The following is a 14,168-nucleotide window of genomic DNA, read 5'->3' on the forward strand; positions in this document are numbered from 1 at the left end:
GAATCAATAGTATCCGCCCGTATCAGGGGGTTGGCTTGAAAAAGTCACTCCCACGGCAGTGACACACAGCAAAATAGCGCAAACCAGGGAAAGCCCCAGCCTCAAAACAGGTGATTTGTTTTTGAGTCCGGGCAGATAGCCGAGCCAGACAGTATGCGGTGCAAGCAGAGGGAGCAAAGCCCAAGCCGAGAGATCTGCGAAAAAATAGCCACTGGCCAAAAGCAAACTTAAAACCAGACTGGCAAAGCCCCAAATACCCCGCCTTGAAAGCACCGGAAAAATAAGCCGCAAAACAAAAACCGCTCCCAAGAGTACGGCCAAAATCAAAGCCTGCTGGCTTAAAACCACACTGTGCCCCAGCATCAACAGGGCACCTGAGGCTGCACTCACGCCAGAAAAGATCAGCAAAGAACTTTCATTATTTGCATCAAAGGCATCCAAATGGTCAAGCAATGACCATTGGATCAGCGCAAAACAAGCCAAAACCAAAGCCCACACAAGCCAAGCTTTTTGTCCCATACTCTCGCGCAAAGGGGTAAGTAAAAGCAAGAAACCCAGGCCAGACAAGAGCAAGCGAATTCCCATCTGCAAAAACCGGGGCAGCTGAAATTGGGCTTGAAGCGCCCCCACCAAGATCAGCGGCAAGACCCCAAAATAGATCCATTGCGTGCTGTCTGATGGGGGAAAATCGGGCCAAGCTTTTTCAAACAAGCGGGCCCAACCCAGCAAAAACCCAAAACCCAAAGCCAAAGGGGGCAAAAAGGCTGGATAAGCTTTCTTTTTCCCCCTCAAGACAAGGGGTAAAATCAAAAGGCCAGTGCTCAGCACAAGCGCAAAACTCAAAGACCAGAAGAGAGCTTGAACAATGGCCATAGTGAGTGCTTACTTCTTGATGCCTTCAAAACTGAGAATCAGCGTCACCTCATCGCTGAGGCCACCTTCTTTGATATAGGTGGTCATGCCAAATTGACTCCGTTTAAGCGTAATCATCGCTTCCCCGCCCATGCGGTATTCTCCCTGCATGCCCTTGCCTTCACCTGTCTTTTTAAAGGTAAAGCTGAGCGGTTTGCTAACACCGTGCAGGGTCAAAATACCACTTACTTTGTATTGACCAGCGCCAGCACGTTCTACTTTACTGCTTTTAAAACTGAGCTGAGGAAACTGTTTGACATTGAAAAAATCAGGACTGCGCAAATGGTCATCACGTTTGCTGGCATTGGTATCCACGCTGGCAGCTTCTGCCTTAATTTCAACTTTGCTTTGAGCAGGATTTTTCTCATCTACCACCACCGTTCCGCTAAAACGGTTAAAACGACCATATTGGTAGCCGATATTCAAATGCTTGATTTTAAAAATCAGATGTGAATGGACAGGATCAATTTCATAGGTATTGGCAGCCAAAACAGGCTGGGCAAATCCTGCCAACAAGGCCAGGGAAAGAGTTGATTTCAGAAGATTTTTAAACAGGATCATCGCAGTGAACTCCAATTAATTTAATATTATATGTTTCGATATTAAACTATTAATGCGATTCTGACAAGCAATAAAAGCTCAGCTTAATGATTAAAGAACTTTGAGCAGATTGGTATAGACCCAGTCTGCCACCAAATTATGGGGCAATACTCCCCAGGCATAAATATAGGCCAGAATCACCAGGCCCAAACTTGCAAATTTAAAAGCCTTGGTGCGCAGGATCTGATCGTAGCCGATGACCAGGGCAAAAGGCGCTATCGGTAAAAGATAGCGGCTGAGATCCTCATGAAAAACAAAGAGATTAAAACCATAAAAAACGGCTGCATACCAAAAGAAGAGGGGGTACTGCCAGAGCAGCAAGACCCCCAGACCATAGAGCAAATACATTCCCAAATAAAACTCAGCAGCATGGGCATTGCCTGAACCGGCATAGCTTAAAAAGATATCCAGGGGACGGGCATGTATTAGCTTATTATTCCAATGAAAATACGCAAGAAAATCGCCATATTGAAAATGGTAAAAGCTGAAGGTTGCCAGCAAGGGCAGCGCAATCAACGCCAAAAGAGGAATGCGCAGCCAATTGCGTTCTCGCACCAGCAGGATCAGATAAACCAAACCCAAAAGAATCCCTGTGATTCGGGTAATTCCCGCCAAGCCGGCCACCACAAAAGCCCAGGTATAGTGTTTGCGTAAATACAAGAGCAGCGAGAGGCAAATCAGAAACAGAAAGGGGGCTTCAGTGGCACCTACACTGTGATAAATCAACCACCGGGCGGGCAAAAACAAAGAGATCAAAGCTGACCAAAAAGGGCTGGCAACAGCGCCACTTTCTTTCACAAGCTGATAAAACGTGAGCGTCGCCAAAACCGAAAACAAGACGGTCGTAAACAGCATGGCAACGGGATAGCCCATAAAAGAAAAAGCCCTGATGGCCAACGGGTAAAAAGGCAAATGACAGGCAAAATAGGCAGGCGTGGTTTTATAGGGAACAAAGGGGTGATCGACAGGAATCTGGTAGAGGGTTTTGGCAACATACATATAATTCGGCCCATCCCAAAAACGGGTAAGCACCGTTGCGTCACCCAAAAGAAAAGGCAGGTAAAGCAGCAATGAAGAAAGAACCGCAGCACTACCCAGTAAAAGGAGATGGACGCGCGTCAAATTATAGCGTTGAACCAAATTGGAAAAGGAATTCATCTTGACTGCTCATTTCCCTCCGTTAAATCATCATTCGAAAATCTTACTCAGGATACCTGATTTCTTGAATGAATGCGGAATCTTAGCGTACGCCACTATCCGCCTTTTGATTCCACTGATGCCAAGCGTCTTCTGAAGCCATTTTATGCGGGTCAAAATGCATGCATTCAGTTTTGCCCTGGGCATCATTCAAACGAGAGAAATGCTTAGCATAAATGCCATCAGGTGCTTGCTTAATTGATTAAAATATATTAATATATAAACAATTGACCCATTTGAAATGGTTTCACAAGACCCTTCAAATATCAACTACCCCTGAGTCTGGAGAGATCCAGACTTTTTTTCTTTTGAGACTACCCGTTCCCGGCACAACTTCACCAAGCGGCTTCAACTCAGATTAAAATGAAGTTTATGTCTGAAATGAATCTCACCGAAGAACAAAGGGCCGTGGTCTGTCATGAAGAAGGCCCTGCCCTGGTCTTTGCTGTTGCGGGCGCAGGCAAAACCACCGCCATGGTTCACCGAATTGAACGTTTGGTCAGTCAAAAAGTATTTCCTGCCGAGCAAATTCTTGCCACCTCTTTCAGTCGTGCCACAGTCAATGATTTGCGGCAGGCCCTGCGCGTCTGGCCTGCCTGTCGCAGTGTACAAACCGCCACCCTTCATGCCGTGGGCTTTCGCATTGTACAAAAAGCGGTACGTGAAGGTTTAATCCCCGAAATCAGACTGCCCTCAGAAAATGGCCAAAGCCCCGATCGGATGCTTTTACAAAGAGCCTTGGGGCGCGCCCGCCAAGCACGACTTGAGATTCCACCCCATTTTGATGAAACAGATTTTCTCAGTTATCTCAGTCTTTGCAAGGGGAATTTTCTCTATCCAGATACCTTTCCCGCCAAACTTCCAGCCCAGGCTTTGGCCTTGCTCAAATCAGCAGAAGCGCCCAGTGACTGGCCAGTCTATCTGGATTTATACCGGATTTATGAAGAACTCAGACAGGAAATGGGCATTCTGACCTTTGACGATATGTTGCTCTCTGCCTGGGAACTCTTGCAAATACATCCCGCTCTTCTGCGCTCAGTTCAAAACCGTTACCAGGCAGTTTTGGTCGACGAATTTCAGGATATCAACCATGTACAGAGTGAAATTCTGGATCTCTTGGTAGCCCCCCACCACAATTATATGGCGATCGGGGATGATGATCAGACCATTTACGAATGGCGGGGAGCCAACCCACGCTTTATTCTTGAATTTGCCCAACGCTACCAGGCAAAGAAATACCTGCTTCGGGATAATTTTCGTTCCCGCGCTTCTCATTTGGCTTTGGCCAATGCAGTGATTTGCCACAACAGCAAACGGGAACCCAAGGCCTTACAGCTCACCCAAGGTTTTTCAGGGCTTACCCGCATTCACCGCAGTGTCAATGCCGAAAATCTAGCACGTGATTTGGTCAAAGAAGTACAGGCCGCTCAAGAGCGAGGCTATGGGCTCACACAAATGGCAGTATTGCTTCGTATTTATGCCCAAACTGCGTTTATTGAACAAGCCTTGCATGAAGCGGGCATTGCCTACCGAATCGATGGTTCTGTGCCCTTTTTTCAACGTTCTGAGGTTCAGGTCTTGCTGGCTTATCTGCGGCTGGCCCAATTGGAACTGCATCTCCAGCAGGGCCTTCAACCCACAGAATCAGAATATGCAGGCTTTGTGCAGGATTGGCGCCTGATCGTCAACCGGCCACTGCGCTATATCTCCGCCCAACAAAATGAAGACTTGATCCAGCGGGTTTATGCTGGTGAAAGTGTAACGGCAGCCCTACATGCAGTCGCAGCCGAAGCTGAAAGAGTCTATATTGCACGCAATCTGGAAAAGCTTGCAGATCTGCTGACCTGGTTGGGCATTCAAATTCAATTGGACCCCGCCGATTCCGTGCTCTGTTCCTTGGAACAAAAACTGGATTATTGTGCCTGGCTGAGAAAAAGCAGTGGTTTTCCTGAAAACGGAGAAGCCAAAGCCTCTACAGTAGAAGCACTTCTGGACTATGCCCAAGGGCGGGGACACGTACAACCCTTTTTAAATTATCTCGAAACCCTGGGCAGAGATACCGGGCAAAATAATCAAAGCCTGATTTTGACCACGATTTACCGCGCCAAAGGATTGGAATGGCCCGTTGTTTTTGTGCCGCACTGTAACCAAGGGTTTTTACCCTATGGGCGCGGTGATGAACGCCTGGAAGAAGAACGCAGGCTGTTCTATGTGGCCGTCACCCGCCCCCGTGAAGAGCTGCATCTATTTTTGATGGAATCCTCCCCTGTTTCACGTTTTCTGAGAGAAGCAGGCTATCTGGAAACCCTTGAGGGGGTTCAAGAAATTCGCAAAACCCTGGCCCAAAAACCTGAAACCTGGAAAACCGCAGAGGTACTCGCCTTGGCACGCCATGCCAGCAGGCTGCATTTTGAACGCTATCTGCTGCATTGGTGGGATGCCCCCTCCAGCCGACAAATCGCAGCCCAACGAATTGCCAGCCTCTTGCATGCTGCTGAACAACAAGCACTCTTACAGGAGTTGGCACTGGACGCAGAGCCCTTAAAGCGTTGGAAAGGGGCGATCTCTCTCCCGCTTGAACCCGAGTTATTTGCAGATTTGGGTCAATTTTCAACAGAAAAATCCAGCACCAAGCGCAAATCCCTGCGCCAAACAGAAACCACTTTTTCAATTGGGCAAAGGGTGCGCAACCCCCAATTTGGCGAAGGGGAAATCGTACGCTTGGAACCCAATCTGCGCCAAGGGCTCATGCTTGAGATAGATTTTGACAAGGTCGGACGAAAACGCCTGCTCTCCCGTTATGCCGACTTGCAAAGGGTTTAAACTTAGACTAAATTCAGGCAATCTCGGTTCAGTTCTGCACGCGAAAAGACCATAATTTGAAAAGAACCAATCAACTTGAGGATGTACATGGAGATTCAACCCACCCCCTTGAGTCAACCCCAAGTGGGCAGAACTCAACAAATACCTGCGGGTCTGCGCGTGGGCTCAGCTCCAGCCACTACACAAACACCTCAACCCCCTCAAGATCGACACACTGCAGCCTCAGTTTTACCCGGACAGGCAGCCCCCCAACTTTCTTTTATTGAAAATACAGATCCCCCCAGTCGCGAAGAACTCAATTGGGCCTTGGAACTTGAGCAAAAAATCAAGCAGGGTTATGCCCCAAACAGCACAGAAACCACACGTTATACTGAAATTTCAAATCGTTTACAAACCAGCCAGGATGCCTCAGATCCCAATTCAGTGACACAGGCAGAAGTCAATTGGGCGCTTGAACTTGAAAGCAAAACTCGCTCAGGACACCCCCCTTCAGCTCAGGAATTGAATTATTATCAGAGTATTGCCCAAAAGCGATTTCAAGCTGACCAAGAACCCAAAATACCTGAATTAAAAACCGTTTCACCTCAAGAGCTGGATTGGGCTCAAGCCTTGATGAAACGAGTCAGCCAGATCGGCTATAAACCCAGTCAGCAAGAGATTGAGCACTATACCGATATCTATAACCGCTACCAGGCAGAACAAGCCCATTCCACCAGCAACGCTCCCAGCGCTGAAGAAATCCAATGGGCGCAAAGCCTGGCTCAAAAAATTCAAGCGGGTTATCCCCCCCTTGAAGCAGAAACTTCAAAATACATTGAGATTCAAACCCGTTTTGAAACCAACAAAGGTCAAGACAGCTTGTCCAAGTCTGAGATTCAATGGATGCTTGACTTCCGCCAAAAAGTAGCAGATAGTTATCAACCTTTAGAGGCTGAACTTGATAAATACAGTCAACTGCTCGATCAGGCGATGGCCCAAGACGCCACACTGATTGATCCCGCCGAAGCTCCACTTACCCAGCATGAAATTGACTGGGCCAATCGGTTACAGGAAAAAGTCAAAGCAGGCTATGCACCACAACCTGGTGAAGAAGCGCGTTATCAGGAAATTTATTCACGCTTTGCTAAATGATCCTTGCTTGAGCCTGTCTTTGAAATTGCAATGAAAATCAGAACAAAGTAATGCCTGATGGGGGAATCTCTCTACAGGAATATCACCGAAGCACTCATTTTCAGAAAATGTGCTATCTGATTCAAGTAAACTTGCACAAACCCCAAGAAGTTGCTTAAGCTACTATTCTCATGGCATTCCTATTGCAATAAAATCAAGGAAACAAATTAAGCATTGAATGCAAAATCAAAATAGCTTTCAAATCGAACTCCAAATCGGGTTGAAATTTTTAAAAAATTTTTTCTTGCATCTATGTTCTGAAATATTTCTCATCATTTTTTTGCAAATACTTATTTGTATCGGTCTAAGTGGCTATTATTTCTTACTTGGAAGCTATTTTCATGAAGCATTTTTAAGCTATCTTCCCTTCGGAAATAGCTATTTGCTTGGATTCATTGTTTTTTTAAGCCTGATAAGCAGCTTTTTACTTTCAGGTTGGCTCAGCCTTCGCTATATAGATCCCGAGCAGAGTCTGAAGCAACTCTACCAAACCTTGCCTTTAAAAAATTATTTCCTGATCGCAGGGCTTATTGCCAGTTCCTGCGCAGCATTTTCAGAGTTCTTATTAAAAATTCCAGTTTTCAGAGAGAGCGTGTGGACACTGCTCTCTCTTTCTCCCAAAAGTATTTCTGCTTATATTATTGGGCTTATGGTCTGCTTGAATGCCATAAGTTGGGCTCTCATTCCTGGCTACACACTCGAACTCAGCTTTGAAGAGTTTCAATTTAAAAGTCAAATTTGGAAAAACAAAGAAAAACTCTTGATTTTGCTGCTGACTTACACTTTGCTCAATCTGGGTCTCTTTTTTTGTTTCAGTCTTTGGAAAAGTCTTTTACTCACACAGTTAATAAGTTTATTGGTCAGTGCCGTTTGCTTACTTTTGTTCAGTATTTTTTGGATTCAGATCCTGAAGCCAAATTCTCTGACACTGAAGCGTTCCCATCATCCTCGGCAATTTCTGAGTGTTCTGGTTCTCAGCAGCTTGGGCATTGGATGCTTCTTTTGGGCCCAGAGACATAACCAAGATCTCTTTGTTCAATACCAGAAACAGTATCTTGAGCAGGTAAAAATATGGGCTGATATGCGTATGCATAGAAAAGCACTTTGGGGAAAGAGTCAGAAAGGGGATGGAAGAGATTATTACCAAGGTCTCATTCTAGAACCAATTCATGAACAAAATAAAATAGATTTTTCAGATATAAATAAAATTTTTCAACAAAATAAAATAGTTTCAAATAATTTATTTGATTTTGAAAACATTTACTCAGATAATCAAGAGGTGATTGCCAAATATGCCCCACTTGTTTCCACGATTGAAAATGCTGTCAATAGTGAGACACTGAGTCCCTTACAAACTGAATTTCATCTCAAAGCACAACAACCTGTTTTTGCAAATATACAAAATCTAATGCGCATCTTGATCGTGACCACACACCATCAATTTGAGACCGGTCAAACACAGAAAGGTTTTACCAATCTCATCCTGTTGATGCGTTTTGCACAGGATATTCGATACAATGGAACTTTGGTGTCAGATATGGTTGCTCTGGTGATGCAATCCACTGCTACTCAGGAATATTTGCGCGTAGCCAATCCCCAAACACTTGGTAAGCCCCTCTCAGAGAAGCTTCTTTTACAATGGCACTTGCTCTCAATAGATCAAAATCTTTTAGAAGGTACCTTTCTGAGAGAAATTCTATTCTTAAATGGAGTCTTGCTCGATGCAGATGATCTAAAAGACGAATTTGGAGAAGGCATTCTGCCTTCTCTGCTCAAACAAATAACTTTGCCCTATTTACTCTACACCCTTGAGCTCAGTCAACCATTGGCAAAAGAAATGGATCGAGTCATTCAAACCATGCCCTATAAGCTCTCCCATCAACTTTTGAAAAAACTTAAATCAGAATTGCCTCAAAAAAATATCATATTGAGATTAAGTTTGCCGACCATGTTAGGCGCTGAAGAAAAAAAATGGCTCAATAAAATCCGTTGGGATATGGCCTATTTAAAAACAGCTTTGATTGCTTGGAAACACAACCACAAAAACTACCCTGACAAACTTCAGGATTTGGTACCCGCAATCATTCCCAGCCTCCCTATCGACCCCTACTCAGGCAAATCTTATGGTTATACGCTTAGCAAAGATCGCTATGAACTTAAAAGCCAATACCAAGAATACATGGAAAAAGAAAATGCCGACACGAATGCTTCCCTCAGCATTTATAGACAGAAATTTTAGTCAAAAAGATGAACCTATTTAGATTTCTCAATCTTTAATTTCAAACTGGGCGGTTCGGTATTGCCTTTACCCGGATAGGGTTGAACTTCCAACAAAAACAAGCGATAGCGCCCCTCCAGAAAGGCAAGCCCCTCCTCATTTTTAGGCGGAAGTTTAAGCGCAAGGATCTCTTTTTTTGAGCCCAGGCGCAACTCCAGTTCAAGATTGACTTCTCCAGCCCAAACACAGACAACATCAGCAGGACAACGAGAATCTTGGGCTGGTTTTTCCCAAAGAATGAGAAAGTCTTCACCCTCCAGCGTAAATTGGCCCTGAAAGGGCAAGCTAAAAGTCTGACCCAGACTGACTTTTTGCGGAAGCGAGGCAGAAGATTCACGCACTTGAGGACTGGCAGAAAACTCCGAGCGAGGAGATTGCTCCGCCAAGGAGCCAAAACAAGCTGTAAACAAACATAAAGAGAACCCCATCCAGTATCCTTTTTTGAGTATCACTGGCCTGTTCTCACTTTCTCAACCACAGCAGTGGTCTGTTTTTTTCGCATGCGCCTGATTTTTTGAGCCAAAGTTTTTAAGCCTCTTTTATGCTGTGCAATCTCTTCGGGTAGATTTGCCCCCACTCCCTCAAGAGAGGCTCCAGCATCCAAAAGTTCTTCGAGAAATGCCGTTGAAATTTTTGGCGGGGCAGCTCGTTCATAGAGGTAACCGTCTTGAACCCCCAAAGCATATAGCAAAACAGTGCCATATTGATCGCGCGCAGAAAGATTGGCTCCTCTTTCAATCAAACGCCTGGCCAGCGCATATTGTCTGCGACTTAAGGCTTCCATCAAAGGGGTTGGCGTTTGATTCTTTTTTTCAGGCAAAGCACCCGCCTGAAGCAAATACTCAGCGAGTTCGGGATGTCCCGAACAAATGGCGGCCATCAAAGGCGAAAAACCTGCTACCGAAAGTCCATTGGGATCAGCCCCTGCTTTTAAGAGTGTTTTTAAAATTTCCAAATGACCGTTTTGTGCTGCCAAAGCCAATAATCCAAATTGATAACGATCTCGTTCATTTAAATTTGAACCAGCCTCAATCAAAGCTTGAACCAGTTCGGCCTGGTCCGAATATCCCTTACAGGCCAAAACCAAGGCTGTTTCTCCAGATTGGTTCCGCAGCTCAGGCAAGGCTCCAGCAGCCAATAAACGCTGGGTAATTCCCAAATGACCGCCTTGAGCAGCTCGCATCAACAAGCTCATTTTCCAGGGACCTGTATAATTGGGATCTGCCCCCTGGGCAAGAAACAGAGCCAAAATCGCTTCACTGCTCGGGTGATAAACCCCCGAAACGACCCGCAACAAAGGACTCTCCCCACTGTCATTGCAGGCGAGAAAGTTTGCTCCTTGATTCAATAACCATTCCACAACGGCATAATGCCCTGCACAGACGGCCCAGAACAGGGGAGTTGCTCCAAATTGATCGCGCACCTGAATTTTCGCTCCAGCGTTTACCAAAAGCTTGGCTATTTCAAGATGGCCAAAAAAACAAGCTTGAGAAAAGGCTGTTTTCCCCCCTTTGCCATGCCGATCAATATTGGCACCTTGCTCAATTAAAAGCCTTACAATTTCTGTATAACCCCTTTCGGCAGCAATCATTAAGGGGAATTCATCGTTCTCAGGCCGGGTGAGTTCAGGGTCAGCACCCTTTTGAATTAAATCACGGGCCCTGTTCAGCGCTTTTCTTTTCAAAGCAGTGAGAAGATCCATTTCACTCGCTTTCACAAACACCCCCTTTTTTGAACACCGATGATTGAATCTGTGTCTTTATCATAGTTTATAAAGGAGTGATTGAGACAGCCTGATATTTGAATTTCAAACACTTCAATTCCTGATAAACTTAATTCAAATAAAACATATTAAAGGCTATAAATTATGGATATAGAATTAATTTTAGCAAATTTATTAAGTTTTAAAGGCCCCTGGACCCAAACTACACTGAATGATTATTTAACTCAGATAGGCGCTGAAAAATCAGAACCAGCTGAGGCTTCTGATGATGAAGAAATTTGGTTTTTAAATGGCTTACGCTTACATTTGAGTAGCGAAAATTCAGATCGAGGACTGCAACTGACGAGCTTGCTCAAATCCATTGAAGTGGAAAATCTTGATGAAGAGGAATTTGATGCTGCAGATACTGAACTGGCAGATCAATACACGGCATTGATTGATGAGTTAAGCACGCGTTTGGATTCCCCCGTCTTTTCTGGTATCGTTTCCCAAAGCCCATTCACCCAAGAACAATACGGAGATCTGGGGGCCTGTTGGCTTCTTCCCGAGGCTCGTCTGATGCTCATCAGTGGGCAACAGGACACAGAATTGCCTCTGCAAATTCAATTGGTGATAGCCCCACTTCAAAGCCAAGTAAAACGTGAAGAACAAAATCGGTCTTGACAAGTAAATATAAAATGTATAATATACACTTATAAAGCTTCCTAAAAGGAGAAAGTCCCATGGGTGAATCAAGTAGAGAACGCGATCTGGTTCTGGCGCCAAATGAATATGCCTTTATCTCAGACCAAACCAAAGGCAATATCAATGTCTATGTGGGGCCCTATAAAACCTCTCTTGCCAATACCGACCAACCGGTGATCTTCAATGCCGATAACAAACGCTTTGAAAGGGTTTTGCTTGAGCAATCGATAGCGATTTTCGCCACAGCCCCCGAAGGCTGGTATTTGGTCATGAAAAATCCTCCCAAAGACGGCAATCAACCCAAAAATGGGACCGTCAGCAACTTAACCGAGCTTGAAATTGGGCACAAGGTCAATACCCCAGGACCGATCTCCTTTGCGCTCTGGCCCGGCCAAATGAGCCGGGTCATCAAGGGGCATCACCTGCGTTCCAATCAATATTTACTGGTCAGGGTTTACGATGAAGAATCTGCACGTAAACATTGGAACAAAGCCGTGATCAAACCTCAGTCAGGCAGCGAAGAAGTTCCACTGACAGAACAGGAAATACCCGACTTGACCCTTGGAAATCTGCTCGTCATCAAAGGAACCGAAATCTCATTTTATATTCCCCCTACAGGCATGGAGGTGGTAAGGGATAACCAAGGGCATTATGTGCGCGAAGCGGTTACCTTGGAAAGACTTGAGTACTGTATTCTGCTGGACGAAGATGGAAACAAGCGTTTTATTCAAGGGCCAGACGTGGTTTTCCCGAAACCAACTGAGACCTTTGTCGAGAAGCAGGGCACACGCAAATTCCGTGCCATCGAGATGAATGAGAACAGTGGCATCTATCTCAAAGTCATTGCCCCCTATGAAGAAAATGGCAAAAGCCATAAGGTCGGTGATGAAATCTTTGTCACCGGCAAAGAGCAGATGATTTATTTTCCCAGACCCGAACATGCGATTATCAAATACGGGGAACAGGAAATCCACTATGCCGTCGCCTTGCCTGCCGGTGAGGGTCGTTATGTCTTGGATCGCGCCAATGGCCAGGTCTTTCTTCAAAAAGGCCCCAGTATGTTTCTCCCGGATCCGCGTCACCAAGTAATTGTGCGTCGGGTTTTGGAACCCAATCAGGTTCAACTCTGGTTCCCTGGCAATCAAGAAGCTTTGGAATACAATCTACATCTCAAGGAAATGCTGCGTCAGGAGCGGGGAGAATACGCAACTGAGGCCCAGGTCATGCAACTCAAAGCTGAGAAAAGAACATTGCCGGCTCCTGCTCCAGCTCTTGCCGCAGAAGGATTTGCAGGGGATGATTTTTCACGCAAAACCAAGTATACGCCCCCGCGAACAATTACCCTGGATACCAAATATGATGGAGCCGTGGCCATCGCCATTTGGACAGGCTATGCCGTACTGGTGGTGAGCAAAACGGGTGAGCGCAAAGTGATTGTTGGGCCCGCTACACATTTATTGGAATACGATGAATTTCTTGAACCCATGACTCTCTCAACAGGCACCCCCAAAACAGATTTAAAACCCCTTAAAACTGTCTATTTACGGGTCTTGCACAATAAAGTTTCGGATCAGGTCAGAGTGGAAACCTCGGATTTCTGTGAAGTGACCCTTGATCTCTCTTACCGCGTGAATTTCGAAGGCAATCCTGCGCTGTGGTTCAATGTAGAAAACTATGTCAAGTTTTTAACTGAACATCTGCGTTCGGTTTTGCGCAATGCGATCAAGCAATTGGGAATCGAGGCTTTTTACGCAGACTCCATTCGCCTGATTCGCGATACGATTCTGGGCCTGCCTGAAGAAGGCAAACGTCCCGGAAGGCATTTCGAAGAAAATGGCATGCAAATCTACGATGTTGAGGTTCTCAATGTGCGCATCACCGATGCCGAAATCGAGAAAATGTTGATCAATGCCCAGCGCAAAGTGGTTGAACAGACGCTCGCACTTTCTTCTGAGCGCCGCAAACTCGAATTTGTAAGAGAAAATGAAGAAATTAAACGCCAGATCTCACGCTCACAGGCCGAAACACGCAAAGAAGAATTGCGGCTTCAAATTGAAGAACTGAGTACTGAACTGGAACTGAAACTGGCACGCCTGAGCAGCGAAATTGAAACCGAACAAGCCAAACTTGAGGCCAAAATGGCCTCTCAGACCACACTGGGTAAAATAAACGCGGCAGAATTGGAACGTCAAAAAGCCAGCGCAGAATTGGAGCTCGAAACTGCACGCCTGAGAATGGAACAAAGAATTTCCAATCTGCGTGCAGAAGTAGAAGCCATGGTTGCCAAAGCAGAAGCCATTTCACCCGATCTGATTGCCGCCCTACAAGCCTTTGGAGACAAGGCATTGGCAGAGCGCATGGCAGAATCCATGGCGCCTCTGGCTATTTTAGGTGGGCGCAGTGTAGCAGAAGTTCTCTCAGGGCTTCTGAAAGGCACCAAATTGGAAAATGTATTGCTCAAACAACCCCCAATGAATTAAAGCTTAAAACCCAGAGAGAAGTCAGGCCTTTCAACCTGACTTCTCTTCAGTTGAAAGCGCACTTTATTCACTGACAATAAGCAATACTTTCATTTGAAATAGATCGGAGGACAATGAACTACATCCCTCCAACCCGCATGGGTATGGAGGGAGTTTCGTGCTTCACAGAGAAAAGTTTCTCTCCACACAGGGCCGGTTCCCGACCCTTCATACTCTCTAATGCCCAGTTTAAGATCACACGTGCAGCATTCTGATCGCGACTCAAGGTTAAGCCACATGGACATGCGTGTTGCCTTTCGGA

10 protein-coding genes are annotated in these 14,168 nt (G+C 45.6%); 5 read left to right on the forward strand and 5 right to left on the reverse strand.

Annotation, left to right across the window (positions count from 1 at the left end; all coding sequences use genetic code 11):
• Positions 1–3: 3 nt before the first annotated feature.
• From COW20_13030 to COW20_13040, 3 genes are all read right to left on the reverse strand, one after another.
• Positions 4–873, reverse strand: a complete 870-nt coding sequence (locus COW20_13030; protein PIW47341.1) for a hypothetical protein — start codon at positions 871–873, stop codon at positions 4–6.
• Between the two features lie 9 nt (positions 874–882).
• Positions 883–1,473 carry a polyisoprenoid-binding protein gene (locus COW20_13035; protein ID PIW47342.1) on the reverse strand — a complete coding sequence of 197 codons (591 nt, stop codon included), beginning with the start codon at positions 1,471–1,473 and terminating at the stop codon, positions 883–885.
• Positions 1,474–1,563: 90 nt separating this feature from the next.
• Entirely contained in the window at positions 1,564–2,670 is a 1,107-nt protein-coding gene (locus COW20_13040) for a hypothetical protein (protein ID PIW47343.1), read from the reverse strand.
• 402 nt (positions 2,671–3,072) lie between these two features.
• Between COW20_13040 and COW20_13045 the strand changes: the two genes are divergently transcribed.
• From COW20_13045 to COW20_13055, 3 genes are all read left to right on the forward strand, one after another.
• Positions 3,073–5,532: an ATP-dependent helicase gene (locus COW20_13045; GenBank protein PIW47344.1), complete on the forward strand. Its 2,460-nt coding sequence runs from the start codon at positions 3,073–3,075 to the stop codon at positions 5,530–5,532.
• 87 nt (positions 5,533–5,619) lie between these two features.
• Entirely contained in the window at positions 5,620–6,663 is a 1,044-nt protein-coding gene (locus COW20_13050; protein PIW47345.1) for a hypothetical protein, read from the forward strand.
• A 217-nt stretch (positions 6,664–6,880) separates the two neighbouring features.
• Positions 6,881–8,941: a hypothetical protein gene (locus COW20_13055; protein PIW47346.1), complete on the forward strand. Its 2,061-nt coding sequence runs from the start codon at positions 6,881–6,883 to the stop codon at positions 8,939–8,941.
• A gap of 14 nt (positions 8,942–8,955) precedes the next feature.
• Here COW20_13055 and COW20_13060 read toward each other — a convergent pair whose 3' ends face one another.
• Together COW20_13060 and COW20_13065 are read right to left on the reverse strand one after the other, a co-directional pair.
• Entirely contained in the window at positions 8,956–9,408 is a 453-nt protein-coding gene (locus COW20_13060) for a hypothetical protein (GenBank protein ID PIW47347.1), read from the reverse strand.
• Between the two features lie 20 nt (positions 9,409–9,428).
• Positions 9,429–10,697, reverse strand: coding sequence for a hypothetical protein (locus COW20_13065; protein PIW47348.1), 1,269 nt, complete (start codon positions 10,695–10,697; stop codon positions 9,429–9,431).
• A gap of 150 nt (positions 10,698–10,847) precedes the next feature.
• On the opposite strand from COW20_13065, the gene COW20_13070 reads away from it, so the two are divergent.
• Both COW20_13070 and COW20_13075 read left to right on the forward strand, forming a co-directional pair.
• Positions 10,848–11,366, forward strand: a complete 519-nt coding sequence (locus COW20_13070) for a hypothetical protein (protein ID PIW47349.1) — start codon at positions 10,848–10,850, stop codon at positions 11,364–11,366.
• Between the two features lie 59 nt (positions 11,367–11,425).
• Positions 11,426–13,867, forward strand: coding sequence for a hypothetical protein (locus COW20_13075; GenBank protein PIW47350.1), 2,442 nt, complete (start codon positions 11,426–11,428; stop codon positions 13,865–13,867).
• Positions 13,868–14,168 lie beyond the last annotated feature (301 nt).

Source organism: bacterium (Candidatus Blackallbacteria) CG13_big_fil_rev_8_21_14_2_50_49_14 (assembly GCA_002783405.1).
GTDB lineage: Bacteria > Cyanobacteriota > Sericytochromatia > UBA7694 > UBA7694.